22 protein-coding genes and 1 other RNA gene are annotated in these 23762 nt (G+C 62.5%); 16 read left to right on the top strand and 7 right to left on the bottom strand.

Translation table 11 applies throughout. The features are described from left to right. Nucleotides 1-86: 86 nt before the first annotated feature. Nucleotides 87-968, bottom strand: coding sequence for a LysR family transcriptional regulator (locus NKH52_RS15295; RefSeq protein WP_352730967.1), 882 nt, complete (start codon nt 966-968; stop codon nt 87-89). A gap of 215 nt (nt 969-1183) precedes the next feature. Between NKH52_RS15295 and NKH52_RS15290 the strand changes: the two genes are divergently transcribed. After that, nucleotides 1184-2680 (top strand): CoA-acylating methylmalonate-semialdehyde dehydrogenase, encoded by a 1497-nt coding sequence (locus NKH52_RS15290; RefSeq protein WP_023811796.1) that lies wholly within the window; start codon nt 1184-1186, stop codon nt 2678-2680. Nucleotides 2681-2997: 317 nt separating this feature from the next. Next, a complete protein-coding gene (locus tag NKH52_RS15285) occupies nt 2998-3297 on the top strand; it encodes a hypothetical protein (protein WP_352730970.1) in 300 nt (99 codons plus the stop codon). Nucleotides 3298-3351: 54 nt separating this feature from the next. On the opposite strand, the gene NKH52_RS15280 is transcribed toward NKH52_RS15285, so the two are convergent. Beyond that, complete coding sequence (locus tag NKH52_RS15280; protein ID WP_352730972.1) at nt 3352-4002, bottom strand: GntR family transcriptional regulator; 651 nt, start codon at nt 4000-4002, stop codon at nt 3352-3354. A 111-nt stretch (nt 4003-4113) separates the two neighbouring features. Between NKH52_RS15280 and NKH52_RS15275 the strand changes: the two genes are divergently transcribed. From NKH52_RS15275 to NKH52_RS15215, 13 genes are all read left to right on the top strand, one after another. Continuing rightward, nucleotides 4114-5007: a dihydrodipicolinate synthase family protein gene (locus tag NKH52_RS15275; protein WP_352730974.1), complete on the top strand. Its 894-nt coding sequence runs from the start codon at nt 4114-4116 to the stop codon at nt 5005-5007. 59 nt (nt 5008-5066) lie between these two features. Then, entirely contained in the window at nt 5067-6317 is a 1251-nt protein-coding gene (locus tag NKH52_RS15270) for an NAD(P)/FAD-dependent oxidoreductase (RefSeq protein ID WP_352730976.1), read from the top strand. Nucleotides 6318-6348: 31 nt separating this feature from the next. After that, the gene (locus NKH52_RS15265) at nt 6349-7350 is read left to right on the top strand and encodes a 4-hydroxyproline epimerase (protein WP_352730978.1); all 1002 of its coding nucleotides are present in this window, start codon (nt 6349-6351) and stop codon (nt 7348-7350) included. A 334-nt stretch (nt 7351-7684) separates the two neighbouring features. After that, entirely contained in the window at nt 7685-8587 is a 903-nt protein-coding gene (locus NKH52_RS15260) for a branched-chain amino acid ABC transporter permease (RefSeq protein WP_013529092.1), read from the top strand. 4 nt (nt 8588-8591) lie between these two features. After that, nucleotides 8592-10187 carry a high-affinity branched-chain amino acid ABC transporter permease LivM gene (livM, locus tag NKH52_RS15255; RefSeq protein ID WP_127296226.1) on the top strand — a complete coding sequence of 532 codons (1596 nt, stop codon included), beginning with the start codon at nt 8592-8594 and terminating at the stop codon, nt 10185-10187. Then, complete coding sequence (locus NKH52_RS15250) at nt 10187-11755, top strand: ATP-binding cassette domain-containing protein (RefSeq protein WP_352730980.1); 1569 nt, start codon at nt 10187-10189, stop codon at nt 11753-11755. The genes livM and NKH52_RS15250 overlap by 1 nt, the downstream gene beginning before the upstream one ends. Then, nucleotides 11755-12483 carry an ABC transporter ATP-binding protein gene (locus NKH52_RS15245; protein WP_013529095.1) on the top strand — a complete coding sequence of 243 codons (729 nt, stop codon included), beginning with the start codon at nt 11755-11757 and terminating at the stop codon, nt 12481-12483. Before NKH52_RS15250 ends, NKH52_RS15245 begins: the two co-directional genes overlap by 1 nt. A gap of 111 nt (nt 12484-12594) precedes the next feature. After that, nucleotides 12595-12942 carry a DUF6867 family protein gene (locus tag NKH52_RS15240; protein WP_127296223.1) on the top strand — a complete coding sequence of 116 codons (348 nt, stop codon included), beginning with the start codon at nt 12595-12597 and terminating at the stop codon, nt 12940-12942. Nucleotides 12943-13079: 137 nt separating this feature from the next. Next, nucleotides 13080-14198, top strand: a complete 1119-nt coding sequence (locus tag NKH52_RS15235; RefSeq protein ID WP_127296222.1) for a branched-chain amino acid ABC transporter substrate-binding protein — start codon at nt 13080-13082, stop codon at nt 14196-14198. 284 nt (nt 14199-14482) lie between these two features. After that, nucleotides 14483-17941 carry a pyruvate carboxylase gene (pyc, locus tag NKH52_RS15230; RefSeq protein WP_352730983.1) on the top strand — a complete coding sequence of 1153 codons (3459 nt, stop codon included), beginning with the start codon at nt 14483-14485 and terminating at the stop codon, nt 17939-17941. 155 nt (nt 17942-18096) lie between these two features. Continuing rightward, nucleotides 18097-18357 (top strand): DUF2312 domain-containing protein, encoded by a 261-nt coding sequence (locus NKH52_RS15225; protein ID WP_013529099.1) that lies wholly within the window; start codon nt 18097-18099, stop codon nt 18355-18357. A 175-nt stretch (nt 18358-18532) separates the two neighbouring features. Then, complete coding sequence (locus NKH52_RS15220; protein ID WP_352730985.1) at nt 18533-18973, top strand: hypothetical protein; 441 nt, start codon at nt 18533-18535, stop codon at nt 18971-18973. A gap of 7 nt (nt 18974-18980) precedes the next feature. Beyond that, nucleotides 18981-19292: a hypothetical protein gene (locus NKH52_RS15215; RefSeq protein WP_127270382.1), complete on the top strand. Its 312-nt coding sequence runs from the start codon at nt 18981-18983 to the stop codon at nt 19290-19292. 83 nt (nt 19293-19375) lie between these two features. On the opposite strand, the gene msrB is transcribed toward NKH52_RS15215, so the two are convergent. The 5 genes from msrB to NKH52_RS15190 form a co-directional block, all read right to left on the bottom strand. Further along, nucleotides 19376-19780, bottom strand: coding sequence for a peptide-methionine (R)-S-oxide reductase MsrB (gene msrB / locus NKH52_RS15210; RefSeq protein WP_127270383.1), 405 nt, complete (start codon nt 19778-19780; stop codon nt 19376-19378). Nucleotides 19781-19976: 196 nt separating this feature from the next. Next, on the bottom strand, nt 19977-20774 hold the full coding sequence (locus NKH52_RS15205; RefSeq protein ID WP_352730987.1) for an MBL fold metallo-hydrolase: 798 nt from the start codon (nt 20772-20774) through the stop codon (nt 19977-19979). Between the two features lie 19 nt (nt 20775-20793). After that, the gene (locus NKH52_RS15200) at nt 20794-21984 is read right to left on the bottom strand and encodes a vWA domain-containing protein (protein ID WP_352730989.1); all 1191 of its coding nucleotides are present in this window, start codon (nt 21982-21984) and stop codon (nt 20794-20796) included. Nucleotides 21985-21991: 7 nt separating this feature from the next. After that, nucleotides 21992-22438, bottom strand: coding sequence for a GNAT family N-acetyltransferase (locus NKH52_RS15195; protein WP_352730991.1), 447 nt, complete (start codon nt 22436-22438; stop codon nt 21992-21994). A gap of 85 nt (nt 22439-22523) precedes the next feature. After that, nucleotides 22524-23363, bottom strand: coding sequence for an AAA family ATPase (locus NKH52_RS15190; protein WP_352730993.1), 840 nt, complete (start codon nt 23361-23363; stop codon nt 22524-22526). A gap of 148 nt (nt 23364-23511) precedes the next feature. On the opposite strand from NKH52_RS15190, the gene ssrS reads away from it, so the two are divergent. After that, nucleotides 23512-23667, top strand: a non-coding RNA gene (ssrS, locus tag NKH52_RS15185) — 6S RNA. Nucleotides 23668-23762: the final 95 nt, after the last annotated feature.

Raw genomic sequence — 23762 nt, 5'->3', positions numbered from 1 at the left:
TGATCGGATTCATGCGATGCGCTTTAGCGTCTTTGTTTTATGCATGTCGTTCTCTCAAAACCGAGATCGCTTTTGGGCGACATGCATCAGACAAACAGGTTTCGCTCCCGCTCCACCACCTTGGTTATAAAGCTGGCGACGATCTGGACGCGGCGCAGCGGCCTGACCGATTCGTGATAGACCAGCCAGTAGGCACGGCGGATCGGCGCGACCACATCGACGGATACCAATTCCGGCATCGAGCGGGCGACGAAGGTGTGCAGGATGCCGATGCCGGCGCCCGAGCGCACCGCTTCGGCCTGGCCGAGCGCCGAGGAGATGGCGAAGCTGGTGCGCCAATCGCCGCTGAATTCGGCCGCGTAGTCGAGCGAGGGGCTGACGATGAGGTCGGGCACATAGCCGATGAGCGTGTGCTGGCCGAGTTCGGCGGCGGTTTTGGGCAAGCCATGCGCCTCGACGTAGGCGCGCGAGGCAAACAGGCCCAGCGAATAGTCGACCAGCTTTCCCGCCACCAGCCGGCCTTCGGTCGGCCGCTCGACGGTGATGGCGATGTCGGCCTCGCGGCGCGACAAGGAAAAGGAGCGCGGCACCGGCACAAGCTGGATCGTCAGCTCGCGGTGCAGGGCGGTCAGTTCGCCGAGGCGCTTGGCCAGGAAGGCGACACCAAAACCGTCCGGCGCGCCGATGCGCACTGTGCCGGAGACATCATCGCCTTCGCCGGATACGGTAGAGCGCGCGGCGATCATGTCGCCTTCCATGCGCTCGGCAATGTCGAGAAAGCGCTCGCCGGCCGGGGTCAGCTCGCTGCCGGTGGTCAGCCGACGAAACAGCTTTGTCCGCAGCGCATCCTCGAGTGCGGCGATGCGGCGCGAGACGGTGGCGTGGTTGAGCTCCAGCCGTTTGGCCGCGCCAAGGATCTGGCCGGCGCGGGCCACGGCAAGGAAGATGCGGACGTCATCCCAGTTCATGGAGCTGGTCCCGATGCCAATCGCCGACGCTGCGTTCTGTAGTGGAGGTCAATCTCTTAATCCGTACAGCAGCAATTGTATTCCACCTTTTGCGGGAATTGATGCTCGCCCGTCAATCGCTATCTACTTTTCGCACAACGGTTGCGTTCTCCGTCGCGTTGCCATCCGCCGGCCGAAGGCGGACAATGCAGCATCGCAAACAAGGGAGAGAAATCATGATCGACTATGGTCATTTCATCGGCGGCAAGCATGTCGCCGGGACCAGCGGCCGCAAGCAGGATGTCATGCAGCCGATGGATGGCTCCGTGCGCGGCACGGTGGCGCTGGCCTCGCAGGCGGAACTGCGCGCGGCGGTCGAGAATGCCAAGGCAGCGCAGCCGAAATGGGCCGCGACCAACCCGCAGCGCCGCGTGCGCGTGCTGATGAAGTTTCTCGAACTGGTCGCCCGCGACTATGACGAACTGGCCGACATCCTGGCGCGTGAGCATGGCAAGACGATCGCCGACGCCAAGGGCGACATCCAGCGCGGCCTCGAAGTGGTCGAAGTCTGCATCGGCGCGCCGCATATGATGAAGGGCGAATTCACCGACGGCGCCGGCCCCGGCATCGACGTCTATTCGATGCGCCAGCCGCTCGGCGTCGTCGCCGGCATCACGCCGTTCAACTTCCCGGCAATGATCCCGCTGTGGAAGATCGCGCCGGCCATCGCCTGCGGCAACGCCTTCATCCTGAAGCCTTCGGAGCGCGATCCCGGCGTGCCGATGCGTATCGCCGAACTGTTCCTCGAAGCCGGCCTGCCGGCAGGCATCCTCAACGTCGTCAATGGCGACAAGGATGTCGTCGACGCCATCCTCGACGATCCCGACATCAAGGCCATCGGCTTTGTCGGCTCGACGCCGATCGCCCATTACATCTATTCGCGCGGCACGGCCGCCGGCAAACGCGTGCAGTGCTTCGGCGGTGCCAAGAACCACATGATCATCATGCCCGATGCCGACATGGACCAGACCGTCGATGCGCTGATCGGCGCCGGCTACGGCTCGGCCGGCGAGCGCTGCATGGCGATCTCGGTCGCCGTCCCGGTCGGCAACGATACCGCCAACCGGCTGATGGAAAAGCTGATCCCGCGCGTCGAGAGCCTGAAGGTCGGTCCTTCGACGGACTCTTCCGCCGATTTCGGCCCGCTGGTGACGGCGCAGGCATTGGAACGCGTTAAGGGCTATGTCGACACCGGCGTCAAGGAAGGCGCCAAGCTGGTCGTCGACGGCCGCGGCTTCTCCATGCAGGGTTATGAAGACGGCTACTATATGGGTGGCTGCCTGTTCGACAACGTGACCGCCGATATGCGCATCTACAAGGAAGAGATCTTTGGGCCGGTGCTCTCTGTTGTGCGCGCGCCGACCTATGAGAGCGCGATCAAACTCGCCAACGATCACGAGATGGGCAATGGCGTCGCCATCTTCACCCGTGACGGCGATGCCGCGCGCGACTTTGCAAGCCGTGTCCAGGTCGGCATGGTCGGCATCAACGTGCCGATCCCGGTGCCGATCGCCTACTACACCTTCGGCGGCTGGAAGGCATCTTCCTTCGGCGATCTCAACCAGCACGGCCCGGACGCGTTCCGCTTCTACACCAAGACCAAGACGGTGACCTCGCGCTGGCCGTCCGGCATCAAGGACGGTGCCGAATTCGTCATCCCGACGATGAACTGAGCCGGACGACTTCTTGGTTGCGCGTCCTCGCCTTCGGCTGCGGTCGCGCGGGCGGGCATCAAGGACGGTGCTGAATTCGTCATCCCGACGATGAACTGACCGGACAACAAATTGGTTTGGATTCAAGGCCTGGGCGCTCGCGCCCGGGCGTTTTTTTGCAATCCGGTGGCGACCCTATCCGCTTGAACGCTAATGTGATGGAACCAAGTAGGCATCTGCCGTCTTGGTCTGCAGTCCTGCCGCAAGGAGGTACGGCAGATCAAGCAACGGCGCTGGCGACAGCTTCGGGGACATCGTCTGGCGCAAGGAGGTGTCAGATGACCCGTCTTGTGGCAACGCTATTTTTCGCGGCGGTTTCCGCGTTTCCGGCCGCCCCGGCGATGGCAGAGCAATGCGCGGCGCGTGCGGATATGATCAAAGCGCTCGGGGAAAAATTCCACGAAAGCGAAGCCGCGCGCGGCCTGGTCAACCCGAGCCTGATTCTTGAGATATTCGTCTCCGACCAGGGCACCTGGACGATTCTTGCCACCGACACGCGTGGTCAGAGCTGCGTCATCACGGCAGGCGAAGGCTGGGACGGCCCGTTGATGGCGGCGGCTGCCTTGCCCGGGACTTGACCCGAGCTTCGAGGAAGCGCCGGCGACGAGAGCGCACCGGATATAAAAGGACGTTCAGCGCGTAGCGGCCGTCTCGGCGTGGCCGCGGAGCAGCGCCATCAGGCGTTTGGCGTCCTTGGCCGCGGCCTCCTCGTCGCCAGCAAGGATCGAGCGGATCAGCGCGACATGGTGCTCGGCGGATTCGGCAAGACCGGTCTCGGCCTTGTAGCGGAACCAGAAGCGGCGGCTGTGGGTCTGCAAGGGGGCGGCCAAACGGGCGGCGAAGGGATTGTCGGCAGCCAGCGCCAGCGCTTCGTCGAGTGCCTTGTCGGCCTGGATGAAGGCAAGCACATTACCCGAGATCACCGCTTTCTGCATGGCGAGCGCTGCTTCGTGAAACAAGTCGGCGGCTTCGCGGGTGACGAAGCGGGCGGCCGAGCGGGCGAGCACCACCTCGACGCCGCGACGTGCATCGAGGACGCGCAGCCAGTCGCCGGCATGGAGCGGGGCGATGGCGATCCCGGCGCGCGGCCTGATGTCAAGCAGCCCTTCCCAGGCCAACCGCTGGATCGCCTCGCGCACCGGTGTCCTGCCAAGCCCCAGCCTGTCGATCAGGGCGCCCTCGGTGACGAAGCTTGCCGGGGCCAGTTCGAGCGTGACGATCATGTGCTCGAGCACATGGTAGGCCCTGGTCGCGGCCGGCTCCGCCGAGTTGTTTGCTGCCATGGATATCAAATGAGCTCTCCTGATATATCTTGAATATATCATAACGGAATCCGCATTGACAGCGGGTTTGTTAGTAGATATACCGCTGATATATCAGATGGAGAGATGATCATGTGGACCGGAGTTTTTCCCGCCGTCACGACCAAATTCGCCGCGGATGATCGTCTCGATCATGCCGAGATGGAGCGCTGCTTCAGCCTGCAGATGGAGGCCGGCTGCGACGGCATCATCGTCTGCGGATCGCTCGGCGAGGGGCCGATGCTGTCGCCCGACGAGAAGATCGAGGTGCTGAAGACCGCACAGAAGGTCGCCGGCAAGAAGCCGGTGCTGCTGACCGTCAACGAGGCCGGCACACGCGAGGCGGCCAGTATCGCCAAGCGCGCCGCCAAAGAAGGCGCCAATGGCCTTATGGTCGTGCCGAGCCCGATCTACCACACCAATGCGGAAGAGACGGTCGCGGCCCTGCGCGCGGTCGCGCAGGCGGGCGACCTGCCGGTCATGATCTACTCCAACCGGCTTGCCTACCGGGTCGACGTCAGCGTCGACCAGATGGAGGAGCTGGCGTCGGACAAGCGCTTTGTCGCGATCAAGGAATCCTCCGACGACATCCGTCGTTCGACCGAGATCATCAATCGCCTGGGCACTCGCTACGACCTGTTCACCGGCGTCGACAATCTGGCCTTCGAGGCGCTGTCGGTCGGCGCCATCGGCTGGGTCGCGGGACTGGTCACAGCCTTCCCGCGCGAGACCGTCGCCATATTCCAGCTGATGAAGCAGGGCCGCCGCGAGGAGGCGCTCGCCATCTACCGCTGGTTCCGGCCGCTGCTCGATCTCGATGTCTCGACTTACCTGGTCCAAAACATCAAGCTTGCCGAAGTGTTCGCGATCAACACAAATGACCGCGTTCGCATGCCGCGCCAGCCGCTGTCTGGAGCGCGCCGCAAGGCTGTCGAGAAGATCGTCAAGGATGCGCTCGCCGTGCGGCCGACACTGCCGCAGTTCTGAGCTGGTATGAAGCGAGCGGGGCGGAGACTGGGACATGCATGCAGGGGTGACGTACAAAGATGAATAGCGATGTTCCAATCGACATCGCCATCATCGGTGGCGGCATCATCGGCATCTGTGCCGCTGCGTCTCTCGCCGAGGCCGGACGCAGGGTCACCGTCTTCGACCGCACCGGCATTTGCGAGGAGACGAGCTCCGGCAATGCCGCCGCCTTCGCCTTCTCCGACGTGCTGCCGCTGGCCCACAAGGGCATGATCCGGCAGCTGCCGAAATGGCTGGCCGATCCGCTTGGCCCGCTCAGCATTCCGCCCGCCTATCTGCCGAGGCTTCTGCCCTGGCTAATCCGCTTCTGGCGCGCCGGGGCGCCCGGGAAATACGAGGCGAGCCTTGCCGCTCAGGCGGGCATGATGAAGCTCGCCGAGGCGGAGTGGATGGGCTTGCTCGATCGCTCCAGTACGCGGTCGATGTTGCGCGAGGACGGTTCACTGGAGCTCTATGAAAGCGAAGCCGAATTTCAGGCCGGGCTGCCCGGCTGGGCGGCGCGTGAGCGTTTCGGCATCGGTTTCCGCCATGTCGAGGGCGAGGAACTGGCCGCCTTGCAGCCGGGGCTGTCGCCGCGCTTCATCAAAGGTACGTTCGTGCCGGGATGGAAGACGGTCGCCGACCCGAAACTGCTGGGCAAGGCGGTGTGGGCCTATGCGCAGGCCAAGGGCGCCCGCTTTGAGCTGGCTCGGATCGGCCAAGTCGCGGCGGATCAGGATGGTGCGACGCTGACGTTGGGAGACGGCACCACAAGGCAGGCGCGACAACTTGTCGTCGCCGCCGGCGCATGGTCGCATCTGCTGGCGCGGCAGCTCGGCGATCGCATTCCGCTGGAGACCGAGCGCGGCTACAACACCACGTTGCCGACGAGTGCCTTCGACGTGAAGCGGATGCTGATCTTCTCCGGCCATGGTTTCGTCGTCACGCCGCTCGAAACGGGCCTGCGTGTCGGTGGCGCCGTTGAACTCGGCGGCATCGAGCGGCCGCCCAATTATGCCAGGTCGAAGGCGCTGCTGCGGAAGGCACAGAAATTCCTGCCGGGGCTCGATCCCTTGGGTGGGCGCGAATGGATGGGGTTCCGTCCCTCGCTGCCGGATTCAGTGCCCGCCATCGGCGGCGCGCCGGGAAGGCGGTCGGTGGTCTATGCCTTCGGCCATGGCCATCTCGGCCTGACCCAGGCGGCGGCCACCGGACGGTTGATCAGGGATCTTGTCCTGGGGCAGACTCCACCGATCGATCTGGCCCCCTTCAGTCCGCAACGATTTTGATATTTTCGGGTTTTGATTTTCGAGGAGCGTCATGGCCAAGAAATCCTTCTTCTGCATAGACGGCCACACCTGCGGCAATCCGGTGCGGCTGGTCGCTGGCGGCGGCCCGCTGCTGCAGGGCGCGACGATGATGGAGCGGCGTGCGCATTTTCTGGCCGAGTATGACTGGATACGCACCGGGCTGATGTTCGAGCCGCGCGGCCACGACGTGATGTCCGGCTCGATCCTCTATCCGCCGACGCGCGAGGATTGCGACATCGCCATCCTGTTCATCGAAACCTCCGGCTGCCTGCCGATGTGCGGTCATGGCACCATCGGCACGGTCACGATGGCCATCGAGCACGGTCTGATCAAGCCGAAGACGCCGGGCGTGCTTCGGCTCGACACGCCGGCCGGCCTTGTCATCGCCGAATACAAACAGGTCGGCGACTATGTCGAGGAGGTGCGCATCACCAATGTGCCGTCCTTCCTCCATGCCGAGGGGCTGACGGTCGAATGCCCTGGGCTCGGCGAAATCACCGTCGATGTCGCCTATGGCGGCAACTTCTACGCCATCGTCGAGCCGCAGGAGAACTATCGCGACATGGCCGATTATTCGGCGGGCGACTTCATCGCCTGGAGCCCGGTGGTGCGCCAGCGGCTCAACGAGAAATATTCCTTCGTCCATCCCGAGAACCCTGGCATCAACCGGCTGTCGCACATGCTGTGGACCGGTGCGCCGACGGTGAATGGCGCGGATGCCCGCAATGCCGTGTTCTACGGCGACAAGGCGATCGACCGCTCGCCCTGCGGCACCGGCACCTCGGCGCGCATGGCGCAGCTTCATGCCAAGGGCAAACTCAAGGCCGGCGACAGCTTCGTCCATGAATCGATCATCGGTTCGCTGTTCAAGGGCAAGGTTGAAAAGGATGTCACCGTGGCCGGCAAGCCGGCCATCGTTCCCTCGATCGGCGGCTGGGCGCGGATGACCGGACTGAACACCATCTTCATCGACGACCGCGACCCGTTCGCTCACGGATTCGTTGTCAAGTGATGGGGATCCTGACCTTGCGGAAAGCAACGGCTTGAAAAATGGATCGTGCAAAAAACGCAAGGATTCCTTTCATCACCTAATTTTGACGGTGATTCCTTCGAAACCGAGCGCATGATGCGGTCGAATCGTCAAAGACATTGCGTTATGCCAATGATAGGGTCCGCGATAGTCCAGGGGCTGGATGATGGCAAACGGGCAATCGGACAGCGTGCTTCGAAAACACGCATGACGATTGAAAAATGACGTTGCAATCCGGGCTCGAAACTTTACGACTAGGGGAAATACGAAAAGGAATGCGTCTGCATGGGCGACATTCCAGGGGAGCCATGTACACATGCAGTACTTTGTCCAGCAGCTTATCAACGGGCTGACGCTGGGATCGATCTATGGGCTGATCGCGATCGGCTACACGATGGTCTACGGCATCATCGGCATGATCAATTTCGCCCATGGCGACATCTTCATGGTGGGTGCCTTCACGGCACTGATCGTCTTCCTCGCCCTTGGCGCGCTGTTCTATTCAGTGCCGGTTGTGCTGGCGCTGCTGATCATGATGATCGTGGCGATGCTGCTCACCAGCCTCTATAACTGGACGATCGAAAAGGTCGCCTACCGGCCGTTGCGCGGTTCGTTCCGGCTGGCCCCGCTGATCACTGCCATCGGCATGTCGATCGCGCTGTCGAACTTCGTCCAGGTGACGCAGGGTCCACGCAACAAGCCGATCCCGCCGATGGTCAGCCAGGTTTACAACATCAACGGCATCAGCGTGTCGCTGAAGCAGATCATCATCGTCGTCGTCACGGCGCTGCTGCTGGCGCTGTTCTGGTATCTGGTCAACAAGACCTCGCTCGGGCGAGCGCAACGGGCCTGTGAGCAGGACCGCAAGATGGCGGCGCTGCTCGGCATCGATGTCGACCGTACCATCTCGATCACCTTCATCATGGGCGCGGCCCTTGCTGCGGTCGCCGGCACTTTGTTCCTGATGTATTACGGCGTCATTGCCTTCTCGGATGGCTTCACGCCGGGCGTGAAGGCCTTCACGGCGGCGGTGCTGGGCGGCATTGGTTCGCTGCCTGGGGCGGTGGTCGGCGGGCTGATGATCGGCTTCATCGAGAGCATGTGGTCGGCCTATTTCTCGATCGACTACAAGGACGTCGCGGCGTTCTCGATCCTGGCGATCGTGCTGATCTTCCTACCTTCCGGCATATTGGGCCGGCCAGAAGTCGAAAAGGTCTGAGACCATGGCCGTCACCGTATCTCCGGAGCGCGACACCGTCGCCACCCCCATGCAGCGCGCGTTGCGCGAGGCACTTTATGCCGCTGCCATATCGTTCGGCCTGTTCGTGCTGTTCATCGGCCTGAAGACCGGCCAGAACATTTCCAATGAACTGGTCCTGACGACACGCTGGGGCCTGCTTGCCGCCGTGGTGATCGCCACGGCTGTCGGGCGCTTCCTCTATGTCGCCTATGGACAGCCCTTCCTGGCCAACCAGAAGATCACCGACGTCGCCACCGGCCTGCTGCCGGCCAGCGTGGCGTCCCGCTTCTTCCAGTTGCCGGCCTTCATCGTGGCCTTGGTCGCGGCGGTGTTGTTGTTTGCGGTCAACAGCTCTCTCGTCGGATGGGTGGGAGCGGAGCCGGCGGGCTATCTGCAATTCCTGCGCGCCCTGGCGGTCATCTATGTGCTGGCCTGCGTGATCTATTATTTCCGGGGCTTCATCCATGCCAACTTCACCAAACTCGGCATTGCCGCGCTGATCCTCTATCCGATCCTGGTGGTAGCTATCCTGTCGCTGATGTCCTGGTCGTTCGTCGGCGGGCTGCAGGGCTCGCTGAAATGGGTCGACAATTTCGGCATCCAGATCCTGATCTATGTGATGCTGGCCTGGGGCCTGAACATCGTCGTCGGCCTCGCCGGCCTGCTCGACCTCGGTTATGTCGCCTTCTACGCGGTCGGCGCCTACGCCTATGCGCTGCTCGGCACGCAGTACGGCCTGTCGTTCTGGATTCTTTTGCCGGCCGCCGGCGCCATGGCCGCCTTCTGGGGCGTGCTGCTCGGTTTTCCGGTGTTGCGCCTGCGCGGCGACTATCTGGCGATCGTCACCTTGGCTTTCGGTGAGATCATCCGCCTGGTGCTGATCAACTGGCGCGAGGTCACCAACGGTTCGGCCGGTATTTCCGGCATTCCGAAGGTCACCTTCTTCGGCCTGATGACCTTCAACGTGTCGGACCCCAATTACATCGCCAAGGTGCTGCATCTGGCGACATCGAGCGCCTACTACAAGATCTTCCTCTATTACCTGATCCTGGCGCTGGCGCTGCTGACAGCCTTCGTCACCATCCGGCTGCGGCGCATGCCGGTCGGCCGTGCCTGGGAAGCGTTGCGGGAGGACGAGATCGCCTGCCGCTCGCTCGGCATCAACACCACCACTACGAAGCTTACAGCCTTTGCCACGGGTGCGATGTTCGGCGGCTTCGCCGGCGCGTTCTTCGCCGCACGGCAGGGCTTCGTCAGCCCGGAATCCTTCGTCTTCCTGGAATCGGCCATCATCCTGGCCATCGTCGTTCTCGGTGGCATGGGCTCGCTGGTCGGCATCGCGGTCGCCGCAATGGTGATGATCGGCGGTACCGAGGCGTTGCGCGAACTCGACTTCCTCAAGCAGGTCTTCGGACCGGACTTCACACCGGAACTCTACCGCATGCTTCTGTTCGGCATGGCCATGGTCATCGTCATGCTGTGGAAGCCGCGCGGCTTCGTCGGCAGTCGTGAACCAACCGCCTTCCTCAAGGAGCGAAAGGCTGTCTCAAGCTCCTTCACCAAGGAAGGACACGGCTGATGAATGCGAACCCTGTTCAGAAAGCCACTTCGGGCATGAACGACGCTATCCTTCAGGTCGATCATCTGTCGATGAAGTTCGGCGGCCTGGTGGCCATCGGCGATCTGTCTTTCGCCGCCAAGCGCGGCGAGATCACCGCGCTGATCGGCCCCAATGGCGCCGGCAAGACCACGGTGTTCAACTGCATCACCGGCTTTTACAAACCCTCGGAAGGCATGATCACGCTCAACCGGAACGATGGTTCGACCTTCCTGCTCGAGCGGCTGCCCAACCATGAAATCCCGGCGCGCGCCAAGGTGGCGCGCACCTTCCAGAACATCCGCCTGTTCTCCGGCATGACCCTGCTGGAGAACCTGCTGGTCGCCCAGCACAACAAACTGATGAAGGCATCGGGCTACACGGTGCTTGGCCTGTTCGGCTTCAGCGGCTATCGCAAGGCCTCGGCCGAATCGGTGGAACTCGCCAAGCATTGGCTGGAAAAGGCCGATCTTGTCGACCGTGCCGACGACCCGGCCGGCGACCTGCCCTATGGCGCGCAGCGCCGCCTCGAGATCGCTCGCGCCATGTGCACGGGACCCGAGCTTCTGTGCCTCGATGAACCGGCGGCCGGCCTCAATCCGAAGGAGTCGGCGGCGCTCAACGAGCTGCTGATCGACATCAAGAACACATCCGGCACCTCGATCCTGTTGATCGAGCACGACATGTCGGTGGTCATGCAGATATCCGACCATGTCGTGGTGCTGGAGTATGGCCGCAAGATCTCCGACGGCAGTCCGCAGTCGGTACGCACAGATCCGCGCGTCATCGCCGCCTATCTCGGCGTCGACGACGAGGAAGTCGAGGCGGTCCTCACCGAAGTCGGCGACGAAGATGTCATCGAACAGCTCGATACAGGGCCGGATGCCGCGCATGGTCCGGGAACATCGTCGTCCTATCTCGCCGGGCCGGTGACCGACACGGTCGGCCATAGTTCGGGCGAGCGGGTTACGGTGGCCAAGGGAGCGTCAAAGGCCGGTCAGGTCGACGCCAGGTCGCTCGCCGCGGCAAACAAGGCAGCCTCGCTGGCAGCCGTGCCGGCGGCGAAGGCAAAGCCTGCTCCGAAAGCGGCGTCAAAGGCGGCAACCGGCACGGCGGCGAAGTCGGCCGCGTCGGCCAAGCCGGCAGTCAAGGCCACGGCGAAGGCTGGAGAGATCTCCAACCGGCTGGCGGCGCCTCGCGGCGGCAAGGCCGACAATTTGACCCGCATCAAGGGCATCGGCACGGTCAACGAGAAGAAGCTCAACGATCACGGCATCTTCCACTTCGACCAGATCGGAGCCTGGAAAAAGGCCGACGTCGAGGCCGCCGAAGCCTATCTCGCCTTTGACGGACGTATCGCGCGCGAGGAATGGGTCAAACAGGCCAGGTTGCTCGGCCAGGGCAAGGACACGGAATTCTCGCGCCGCGTCGACACGGGCAAGGTGGCGACAAGCCATGCTTCCGCAAAGACTGCAAAGGCAGCCTCCGGAAAGACCGCGAGCAAGACCGCTGCCAAGCCCGTGGCGGGCAAGCGTGGAGGGGGCAAGTGATGGCCGCGACAACGCTGCTCGATATCAAGGGCGTGCAGACCTATTACGGCAACATCCGGGCGCTGAACGGCGTCGATGTCACCGTCAAGCAGGGTGAGATCGTGGCGCTGATCGGTGCCAATGGCGCCGGCAAGTCGACGCTGATGATGACCATTTTCGGCGCGCCGCGGGCTCGCGCCGGCACCATCACCTTTGCCGGCACCGACATCACCCAGATGCCGACGCACGAGATCGCGCGCATGCGCATTGCCCAGTCGCCCGAGGGCCGGCGGATCTTTCCGCGCATGACGGTGATGGAAAACCTGCAGATGGGCGCCAGCCTCGACAACCTCAAGCACTATGACGAGGACGTCGAGAAGGTGTTCACGCTGTTCCCGCGTTTGAAAGAGCGCATCACCCAGCGCGGCGGCACGCTGTCGGGCGGTGAGCAGCAGATGCTGTCGATCGGACGCGCGCTGATGGCGCGGCCGAAGCTGCTTTTGCTCGACGAGCCGTCGCTGGGTCTCGCGCCGCTGATCGTCAAGCAGATCTTCGATGCCATCCGCGAACTGAACCGCACCCAGGGGCTGACCGTGTTCCTGGTCGAGCAGAACGCCTTCGGCGCGCTCAAGCTCGCCACGCGCGGCTACGTCATGGTCAACGGCAATGTGACGATGAGCGGCACCGGCAAGGAGCTGCTCGCCAATCCCGAAGTGCGCGCCGCCTATCTCGAAGGCGGACACCACTGAGTTAGGAGCGGAATGCGTGCATTCGCCATTCCGCTCCAGATTGTTTGTTTGTCGCATGATCTTGTCCGGAAAGTCCGCAACTTTTCGGGGTCATGCTAAGGAGACTTCACCATGCAGGGCATTCTTTACGAGGAACCCTCGATCTGGCAGTTTTTCTTCGTCACCTGTCTGCTCGGCGGCTGGGCGGCCTGGATGACCGGCAAGGCCAGTGCTCAGACGTGGCGCAGCTTCATCCAGCTGTTCGCCTATATGCTGGGCCTCGGCATCGCGATCCGCTTCATCCATCACGCGCTGTTCGGCGGCACCATGTTCTCGCTGCACTACTACATCGTCGACACCATCGTGCTGATGATCCTCGGCTTCGTCGGCTATCAATACACGCGCACCAACCAGATGGTGACACAGTATAATTGGCTCTACGAAAGAGCTTCACTCTTGAGCTGGAAACCGAAAGGTTGACGTTCATCATTAACGCCGTCTCGAAATTGAATCGGCGTGACAAGTGCCTGAAAATCGGCAAACTATGCTTTCTGCGATAAGGGTGGGCATCGCATGAAAGCTTCATCCACGCCCACTCCGTAAATGGGAGCGTTTAAATGAAAAAGTCACTTTTGTCCGCCGTCGCCCTGACCGCGCTGGTCGCGTTCGGCGGCAACGCGTGGGCTGACGTCATGTTCGGCGTCGCAGGTCCGATCACCGGTCCGAACGCCGCCTTCGGCGCGCAGCTTCAGAAGGGCGCGGAAGCTGCTGTCGCCGACATCAATGCCAAGGGCGGCATCAATGGCGAGCAGATCAAGCTCGAAGTCGGCGACGACGTTTCCGATCCGAAGCAGGGCATCTCGGTCGCCAACAAGTTCGTCGGCGACGGCGTCAAGTTCGTGGTCGGCCACTTCAACTCGGGCGTCTCGATCCCGGCATCGGAAGTCTATGCGGAAAACGGCATCGTCGAAGTGACGCCGGCCGCTACCAACCCGCAGTTTACCGAGCGCGGTCTGTGGAACGTGTTCCGCACCTGCGGACGCGATGACCAGCAGGGCAGCATTGCCGGTGCTTATCTCGCCGCGAACTTCAAGGACGCCAAGATCGCCGTCGTGCACGACAAGACCACCTACGGCCAGGGCCTTGCCGACGAAACCAAGAAGGCAATGAATGCCAAGGGCCTGACGGAAGTCATGTATGAAGGCATCAATGTCGGCGACAAGGACTTCTCGGCGCTGATCGCCAAGATGAAGGAAGCCGGCGTTTCGATCATCTATTGGGGCGGCCTGCACACCGAAGCCGGCCTGATCATCCGCCAGGCGGCCGACCAGGGCCTCAAGGCGACGCTGGTCTCCGGCGACGGCATCGTGTCGAACGAACTGGCTTCGATCGCGGGTGACGCTGTTGCGGGCACGCTCAACACGTTCGGTCCGGATCCGCGCCTGATCCCCGCCAACAAGGAACTCGTCGAGAAGTTCCGCGCGCAGGGTTTCGAACCGGAAGCCTATACGCTCTACTCCTACGCCGCAGTACAGGCTATCGCCGAGGCAGCGACCGCTGCCAAGTCGAACGACCCGCAGGCAGTTGCCAAGGCGCTGCATGAAAACGGCCCGTTCAAGACCGTGCTCGGCGATCTGTCCTATGACGCCAAGGGCGACCCGACGCTGCCCGGCTACGTGATGTACGAATGGAAGAAGGGCGACGACGGCAAGTACACCTACATCCAGAAGATGTAAGACTCGTCAGTCTCCAGACCGTTTACGGATGCCCGGCGCCTCGCGCCGGGCATTTTCTTTTGCCATCAGGCGGTGGCCGATGGAGCCGGGTCCCTTAGCCGGGAATGATCGTGCGTCACGGCAGAGCCGGCGCTTTTTCTGGCTGTTTGGATGAATGCGAAGGCCTCTGGCGCAATGATTCCATTTCAATCGGTTTAAATTCGCGTCAAATTTGTTTGCACTGCAGCATTTTCACGCTAATCATTGCGCCGATTTCTCTTCCTTCCGTTGCTGGAGCCCAGTCCTTGGCCATCACGAAGATCCTCGTCGCCAACCGGTCCGAAATCGCCATTCGCGTCTTTCGCGCGGCCAACGAACTCGGCCTCAAAACCGTGGCGATCTGGGCCGAAGAAGACAAATACTCCCTGCATCGCTTCAAGGCCGACGAGAGCTACCAGGTCGGACGCGGGCCTCATCTGACCCGGGACATGGGGCCGATCGAAAGCTATCTGTCGATCGAGGAGGTGATCCGCGTCGCCAGGCTGTCGGGTGCCGATGCTATCCATCCCGGCTACGGATTGTTGTCGGAAAGTCCCGAATTCGCCGACGCCTGTGCCGAAGCCGGCATCACGTTCATAGGGCCGAAGCCGGACACAATGCGGCGGCTCGGCAACAAGGTCGCGGCGCGCAATCTCGCCATCGGGGTAGGCGTGCCGGTGATCCCCGCCACCGATCCGTTGCCGGATGACATGCAGGCGGTCAAGAAACTGGCCAAGGAAATCGGCTATCCGGTGATGCTGAAGGCATCATGGGGTGGCGGCGGACGCGGCATGCGCGCCATCCGCGCCGAAGCCGACCTTGCCCGTGAAGTCACCGAAGGCAAGCGCGAGGCGAAAGCCGCCTTCGGCAAGGACGAGGTCTATCTCGAAAAGCTGATCGAACGCGCTCGCCATGTCGAGGTGCAGGTGCTGGGCGACACGCATGGCAATGCGGTGCACCTGTTCGAGCGCGACTGTTCGATCCAGCGCCGCAACCAGAAGGTCGTCGAGCGGGCACCCGCGCCATACCTTGAAATGTCGCAGCGCGAGGAGCTTTGCGGCCATGCGCTGAAGATCGCGCGCGAGACCAGCTATATCGGCGCCGGCACGGTCGAGTTCCTGCAGGACGCCGACACCGGCAAATTCTATTTCATCGAGGTCAACCCGCGCATCCAGGTCGAGCACACCGTCACCGAGCAGGTGACCGGCATCGATATCGTCAAGGCGCAGATCCATATCCTCGACGGCTTTGCCATCGGCACACCGGAATCAGGCGTGCCGGCGCAGAAGGACATAAGGCTGAACGGCCACGCGCTGCAGTGCCGCATCACCACGGAAGACCCCGAGCACAATTTCATCCCCGACTACGGACGCATCACCGCCTATCGCGGCGCAACAGGCTTCGGCATCCGCCTCGATGGCGGCACCGCCTATTCGGGCGCTGTCATCACCCGCTTCTACGATCCGCTGCTGGAGAAGGTGACGGCGTGGGCGCCGACGCCGGCCGAGACGATCGCCCGCATGAACCGGGCGCTGCGCGAGTTCCGCATCCGCGGCGTCGCCACCAATCTGACCTTCCTCGAAGCGATCATCAACCATCCGAGCTTCGCCGACAATTCCTACACGACCAAGTTCATCGACACGACGCCGGAACTGTTCCAGCAGGTCAAGCGCCAGGACCGCGCCACCAAGCTCATCAACTATCTCGCCGACGTCAGCGTCAACGGCCATCCCGAGACGCGCGGCCGGCCGCAGCCGAAGGCCGATGCGGCCGCACCCGTGGTGCCTTACCTCAACGGCAATGTGCCCGGCGGCAGCAAGCAGAAGCTGGATGTGCTCGGGCCGGAGAAGTTCGCCGCCTGGATGCGCGATCAGAGGCAAGTGCTGGTCACCGACACGACGATGCGCGATGGCCACCAGTCGTTGCTCGCCACCCGTGTGCGAACGCATGACATTGCCGGCATCGCCGGTACCTATGCGCGTGCCTTGCCCCAGCTTCTATCGCTGGAATGCTGGGGCGGCGCCACCTTCGATGTCGCCATGCGCTTCCTCACCGAGGATCCGTGGGAGCGGCTGTCGCTGGTGCGCGAGGCGGCGCCCAATCTGCTGTTGCAGATGCTACTGCGCGGCGCCAATGGCGTCGGCTACACCAACTATCCCGACAATGTCGTGCAGCATTTCGTCAAGCAGGCAGCAAGCGGCGGCATCGACCTGTTCCGGGTCTTCGATTGCCTGAACTGGGTCGACAATATGCGCGTCGCCATGGATGCGGTCGGCGCCGAGGGCAAGCTGATCGAAGCGGCGATCTGCTACACCGGCGACATCCTCGATCCGGCGCGGGCGAAATACGACCTGAAATACTATGTCGGCCTGGCCAGCGAATTGCAGGCGGCGGGCGCCCACATCATCGCCGTCAAGGATATGGCCGGCCTGCTGAAGCCGGCGGCGGCACGCGTGCTGTTCAAGGCGCTGCGCGAGGCGACCGACCTGCCGATCCATTTCCACACCCACGACACGTCGGGCCTGTCGGCGGCGACGGTGCTGGCGGCGGTGGAAAGCGGCGTCGACGCCATAGACGCGGCGATGGATGCTTTCTCCGGCAACACCTCGCAGCCATGCCTTGGCTCGCTCGTCGAGGCGCTGAAGGGCACCGAACGCGACCCCGGTCTCGACCCGCAATGGATCAGGAAAATCTCGTTCTACTGGGAAGCGGTGCGCAACCAGTACGCCGCCTTCGAAAGCGATCTCAAGGGGCCGGCCTCGGAAGTCTATCTGCACGAGATGCCGGGCGGGCAGTTCACCAATCTGAAGGAACAGGCGCGCTCGCTCGGACTGGAGACGCGCTGGCACGAGGTGGCGCAGACCTATCACGACGTCAATCTGATGTTCGGCGACATCGTCAAGGTGACGCCGTCCTCCAAGGTCGTCGGCGACATGGCATTGATGATGGTCAGCCAGGATCTCACCGTTGCCGATGTCGAAAACCCGGACAAGGATATCGCATTCCCGGATTCGGTCGTCTCGATGCTGCGCGGCGACCTTGGCCAGTCGCCAGGCGGGTGGCCGGCGGCGCTGCAGGGGAAGGCGCTGAAGGGCGACAAGCCGATCACGGTGCGGCCCGGCTCACTGCTCAAGCCAGCCGACCTAAAGGCCAACCGCAAGGAAATCGAGGAGAAGCTCGAGCGCAAGCTGTCGGAGTTCGAATTCGCCTCGTGGCTGATGTATCCAAAGGTGTTTACGGATTTCGCCGGAGCGCAGGAAACCTATGGGCCGGTCAGCGTCCTGCCGACGCCGACCTATTTCTACGGCATGAAGCCGGAAGACGAGATCTTCGTCGACATCGAGAAAGGCAAGACGCTGGTGGTCCGATGCCTTGCCATCGGCGATGTCGACGAAAAGGGCATGGTCACCGTGTTCTTCGAGCTCAACGGCCAGCCGCGTCGTGTCAAGGTGCCCGATCGGGCGCATGGCGCGTCCGCCGCCAAGGCCCGCCGCAAGGCCGAACCCGGCAACGAGGCGCATGTCGGCGCACCGATGCCGGGCGTCGTCTCGGCGCTTTCGGTGGCTGCCGGCCAAGCTGTGAAGGCCGGTGACGTGCTGCTTTCCATCGAAGCGATGAAGATGGAGACGGCGCTGCATGCCGAGCGCGACGGTACGGTCGCCGAGGTGCTGGTCAAGGCAGGCGACCAGATCGATGCCAAGGATCTGCTGATCGCTTTCAATTAGAGTTCGCAAAACGGACTGGTTGTCGGCTTCTGGCGGCAGCCCGCGTGGCTTGGTCGATAACGGCTTGACCCGTCGCCGCCGGTCGGGCATCGAACCGGCTCAAATTTTGCCGCAGTCGTCCGCGAGTCGCGGAGCCGATGCTTTTGGAGAAAAATATGGCCGACGATATCACCGATACCAGCCAGACTGTTGCCGCCGGCCAGCTGCGTGCCTTCATCGAGCGCATAGAGCGGCTCGAGGAAGAGAAGAAAACCATTTCCGACGATATCAAGGAAGTGTTCGCCGAGGCCAAGGGCACTGGGTTCGACACCAAGGCGATGCGCACGATCATCCGGCTGCGCAAGAAGGACCAGGCCGAGCGGCAGGAAGAGGAAACCATCCTCGATCTGTATAAGGCCGCACTCGGCATGGTGTAGAGACTGTCTGGAAATTCTACTCTGGCGGCCATCTGATGGCGTTTTCTGCGCTTCCGGTGCTCGCGTACTTTAAGTACGCTCCGCTCCGGTTCTCGAAACCACCACCATATGACTCGCCAGGGCGAATTTCGAAACAGTCTCGGGCCGAGCATGATGCCGGAGCGAGCATCGAGCCATGAGCGAATTCGACTTCGGCGCCCGCCGCGCCTCTGAATTCCGCCAGCGCGGCTTCTGGACGCTGTTCGCCGAGCGGCATCCGGAAGAAAGGGCTCTGATGGCGAGGCGCGGACCCTGGTTCTGGCAGCGCGGGCTGCCCGACTTCGCCTTGGTCCTTTCCATGTATGTCGCGCCGGCGCAGAGCCAGGTCGGCGTCTTCTTCGGTCGCAACGAGAAGTTCGGCGCCACGCAAGCCTGGTCGCGGCTGAACCCGTTTCAGCGTGAAATCGAAGACAGGCTGAAGCTCAGGCCGGAACAGAGTTGCGAGGGCCTCGGCATCAATTCGATGTGGCGGGTGAACTGCTATGCCGAGGACAACTGGCCAGCCATGGCCGACTGGCTGGTGACCGAATGTTCGCGCTTCGAGCGTGCGGTAACCGAAGTCCTGGGGCAGGGATAGACATCCGGTGTTGCCAGAAGGTATCGGCTCCTTTTTCCGTTCACGCTGGCAAGGCCAGGTGCCGCTCGACCGGCTGTTCTGGCGCGACCTTGTCCTCGTCGGCACCGCGGTCAGCATCGCCGCATCCGTGCTGGCGCTCGTCTTGCTCGGACTGAAGTTGCCGCTCGGGCTTGTGCTGGCAGTGCATTTCGCGTCGGTGCCCTACAGCCTGTTCCTGACCTTGGCGGTGTGGCGGACCACCGAAAAGATTCCCGGTGCCAAGGCCTGGATGATGACGCTGGGCGCCACGCTGTGGCTGGTGGCGATGATCGTGGTCTGATCGTCTGCCCAGAGGGGGGCGACGGATATTTAAACGAAAAGGGCGACAGATGCCGCCCTTTCACAGTGTCGAACCCGGATGGCTCAGGCCGAGGGCTCGAATTTCAGCGCCACGCCGTTGATGCAATAGCGCAGGCCGGTCGGCGGCGGGCCGTCCTCGAAGACATGGCCGAGATGGCTGCCGCAGCGGGCGCAATGGCATTCGGTGCGAACCATGCCATAGCTGCGGTCGACGGTGTTTTCGACCGAGCCCGGCACCGGGTCGTTGAAGCTCGGCCAGCCGGTGCCGCTCTCGAACTTCAGCTTGGATTCGAACAAGGGCTGGTCGCAGCCGGCGCAGGAAAAGGTGCCGGCGCGCTTCTCGTAGAGCAAAGCGCAGCTTCCCGGCCGCTCGGTACCGTGACCGCGCATGACGGCATACTGCTCCGGCGTCAGCCGGGCGCGCCATTCGGCGTCGGTGCGGGTTACAGGGTAGGTGTGGGTGTCCATGTGATCTCCTCAGCCTTGCCGGCTTGCTCCTACAGCGCCGCGCGTCCATCGGACGCGCAAGGGACGCTATAGCACTTTGGTTTTGCGCATGACCCTTTCCGAACCGGAGGTTCGGGGTCATGCGCGGATTGCAACCTCATATTCGCACCAAGATAGGCATTTGTTACGGCATTTTCCCGCATTTTCGATTGGGTTCTCATGCGATCGCCCTGAGATAGCGATCGACCGAAGCAGCCAACGCCGCTTTTGCGCCCCCGATGATGTTCTGGTTCCACCACGCGCCGTAGATATGCTCGAACGCGAATGGGTCCATCGCCGCCGCGATGCGGCGGACGGCCGCTGCATTGAGCGGAATGTAGTTCGGATAGCTGTACATGAAGCTGACATGGCGGCGCGTCGGCGTCACCTGCAGGATATCGCCGGCCAGCAAGACGTCGCCGCCATCGCGTTTCCAGTGCAGCACCTGACCGCCGGCAAAGTGGCCACCGCAGCGGATGAGCGTCAGCGAAGGGTTTATGGCCAGCGTCTCGCCTTCCCAGCTGACGATCGCCTTGTGCGGCCGCATGACCCACTGGCGGTCATCGGCGTGGAGATAGATCGGCACGCCGCCAAACGCCTCGCTCCAACAGACCATCACCGAATAATAATGGCAGTGCGAGATGGCGATCGCCGTCAGACCGCCGCGGCGGTTGATCTCGGCCACCGCCTTGTCGCTGACCATCGAAACGCAGTCCCACAGCACGTTGCCGTGTGGCGTCTGTGCCAGCAGCGCCCGCTGGCCGATGGCGAAGCGCGGCTCGATGCCGAAGGCAAGAACGCCGGCATCATCCTTCATCACAAGCCGATGCCCTTCGGCAAGTTCCTCCGGCGTGATCCACGCCTGCCCTTCCCAGCGCACATATTGGCGCTCGTCCTCGCAGATCGGGCAATATTTTGGAGGCGCCTCTGTCGCCGCGAACTGGACGCCGCATTGCAGGCAGAGAAAGCAGGTCATCGGATCTCCTGTCGGTCTTTCAGTGCTTTCTTGAAAGCTGCCTGGTCGCGCCTTCAAGCCCGGCCAAAGTCAGCGGGAACATGCGGCCGCCGAAGATGTCGCGGATCATCGCAATCGAATGGGTGTAGCCCCAGTTCTTGGGGTCTTCGGGGTTCAGCCATACCGCGTTCGGCCATTGCTGCAGCAGACGGCCGAGCCAGACGCTGCCTGCCTCCGGATTCCAGTGCTCGACCGAACCGCCGGGATGAGCGATCTCGTAAGGGCTCATCGAGGCGTCACCGACGACGATCACCTTGTAGTCCGGGCCATATTTGTGGAGGAGGTCGAAGGTCGGAATCACCTCGGCATGCCTGCGGCGATTATCCTTCCACACACCCTCATAGAGGCAGTTGTGGAAATAGAAATATTCGAGCTGGCGGAATTCGGCGCGGGCGGCCGAGAACAGCTCCTCGACGCTCTTGATGTGGTCGTCCATCGAACCGCCGACATCGAAGAACATCAGAAGCTTCACCGCGTTGCGCCGTTCGGGCCGCGTCTGCACGTCGAGATAGCCATGTTCGGCGGTGGCGTGGATGGTGCCGGGCAGGTCGAATTCCTCCTCGGCGCCCTCGCGCACCCAGCGGCGCAAGCGCTTCAGCGCGATCTTGATGTTGCGGGTGCCGAGCTCGACCGCATCGTCGAAGTTTTTGAACTCGCGCCTGTCCCAGACTTTCACGGCGCGGCGGTTGCGGCTTTCATGCTGGCCGATGCGCACGCCTTCGGGATTGTAGCCATAGGCGCCGAAGGGCGAGGTGCCGCCGGTGCCGATCCATTTCGAGCCGCCCTGATGGCGGCCTTTTTGCTCTTCAAGCCGCTGTTTCAAGGTCTCCATCAGTTTCTCGAAACCGCCCAGCGCCTCGACCAGTTTTTTCTCTTCGTCGGTCAGGTGCTTTTCGGCGATGCGGCGCAACCATTCCTCGGGAATGTCAGCGACATCGACGGCGTCCGGCCCGCCCAGTGTTTCGATGCCCTTGAAGACATGCGCGAACACTTGGTCGAAGCGGTCGATGTGGCGCTCGTCCTTCACCAGCGCCGCACGGGCGAGGTAATAAAAGCCTTCGACGTCGTAGTCGACCAACCCGGCTTCCAGTCCCTCCAGCAGCGACAGATATTCCCTGAGCGAAACGGGAACACGCGCGGCCTTCAGTTCGAGGAAGAAGGGGATGAACATTGTCTATCTACAGCAGATCATACTCGATGAAGCCGGTGCGGCGCGCGACATGATCGTAGAGTTTGCGTGCGGTGGTGTTGGTTTCGTGCGTCATCCAGTAAACGTTCTTGACGCCGATTTTCGCGGCTTCTTGTCTTACTGCCTCGATTAGCGCCGCGCCGATGCCCTTGCCGCGCACGTCAGGGTCGGCGAACAGGTCCTGCAGATAGCAGTTGTTTTTTTCCGACCAGCCTGAGCGGTGGTAGAGATAGTGGGTGAGCCCAACCGCCTTGCCGTCCAGCGTGGCGATGAAGCCTTTCGGCTCGAACTCACCCTCGGTGAACAGCCGCTTCCAGGTGACGGCGTAAACCTCTTCCGGCAGCTTCGTCTCATAGAAGGTGAGGTAGTCGGTCCACAGGCGGCGCCAATTGGCGTGGTCGGACTGCGCGAGCGGGCGGACGATAATCTCAGACATGTCATCTCCTCTGAAGGTTTGGCCGAGGCTGCCTGCCTGTTCGGCTGCGGGCAACGGTCCACAGAAGGGAAAGCGCTGCTGCTACCTATTGCTGCCTTCGTGCCATGAACGCCAGCCGCTCGAACAAATGCACGTCCTGCTCGTTCTTCAGCAATGCGCCATGCAACTTGGGCAGGGCGTTCTTCGGATCGGCGCGCAGATCTTCCGGCGCGATGTCGTCGGCGACCAGCAGCCTTATCCAGTCGAGCGCCTCGGAGGTCGACGGCTTCTTCTTCAAGCCGGGCACGTCGCGGATTTCGTAGAACTGGGTCAGCGCCGCGCGCACCAGGTTCTGCTTGATGCCGGGATAGTGGACATCGACGATTCTATGCAGCGTGTCGACGTCGGGAAAGCGGATGTAGTGGAAGAAGCAGCGGCGCAGGAACGCGTCCGGCAACTCCTTCTCGTTGTTGGAGGTGATGATGACGATCGGCCTGACGGCGGCGCGGATGGTTTCGCCGGTCTCGTAGACGAAGAACTCCATCCGATCGAGTTCCTGCAGGAGGTCGTTGGGGAATTCGATGTCGGCCTTGTCGATCTCGTCGATCAAAAGCACGACCTTCCTGCCGGCGGCGAACGCCTCCCAGAGCTTGCCGCGCTTGATGTAGTTCCTGATGTCGTTGAAGCGCTCGTCACCAAGCTGGCTGTCGCGCAGGCGCGAGACGGCGTCATATTCGTAAAGGCCCTGCTGCGCTCTGGTGGTCGACTTGACGTGCCATTCGATGAGTTCGAGCCCGAGTGCAGCAGCCACCTGGCGGGCGAGTTCCGTCTTGCCGGTGCCGGGCTCGCCCTTGACCAGCAAAGGCCGCTCCAGCGCGATCGCCGCATTGACGGCCACCATCAGATCCTTGTCGGCGACATAAGCCGCCGTGCCTTCGAAACGCATTCTTGCTCCTCGGTTGATCATGGCAACCGTAAGGACGCGGCTCACCCTGTGCAAGGGTGCGCCGGCCGCGACGAATGGGCTTGAACCCTGATGGAAACATATGCCCGTCTCACTGGCGCTTAGCCGGCCGGCAGCCTATATTGGGCGGGACGGTCTGTGCTTCCCGGCAGGAGAACATTTTCCCCGGGGCCTTAACGATCCTTAGGGAGCTGTCCCTGGGAAGACCCGTGGGTTTTCTCACACGGCGCCCACCTACTTTGTAGGTTCCCGGGATCGCTCTCTCCACCGGTTGTGTGGATCGTCACTTATTGCCACGCGTCCCGCATTTCGGTGGATGATTGCGGTGGAAAACGTCGCTCCCAAAACTCCATCCAGATCTGACCTTTTCTACCCTGGCTG

Origin of the sequence: Mesorhizobium sp. M1066 (assembly GCF_040318635.1) — a bacterium.
In the GTDB taxonomy this organism is placed as follows: Bacteria; Pseudomonadota; Alphaproteobacteria; order Rhizobiales; family Rhizobiaceae; genus Mesorhizobium.
The sequence above is the reverse complement of the archived record's forward strand: the minus strand, read 5'-3'. Positions and strand labels throughout refer to the sequence as shown.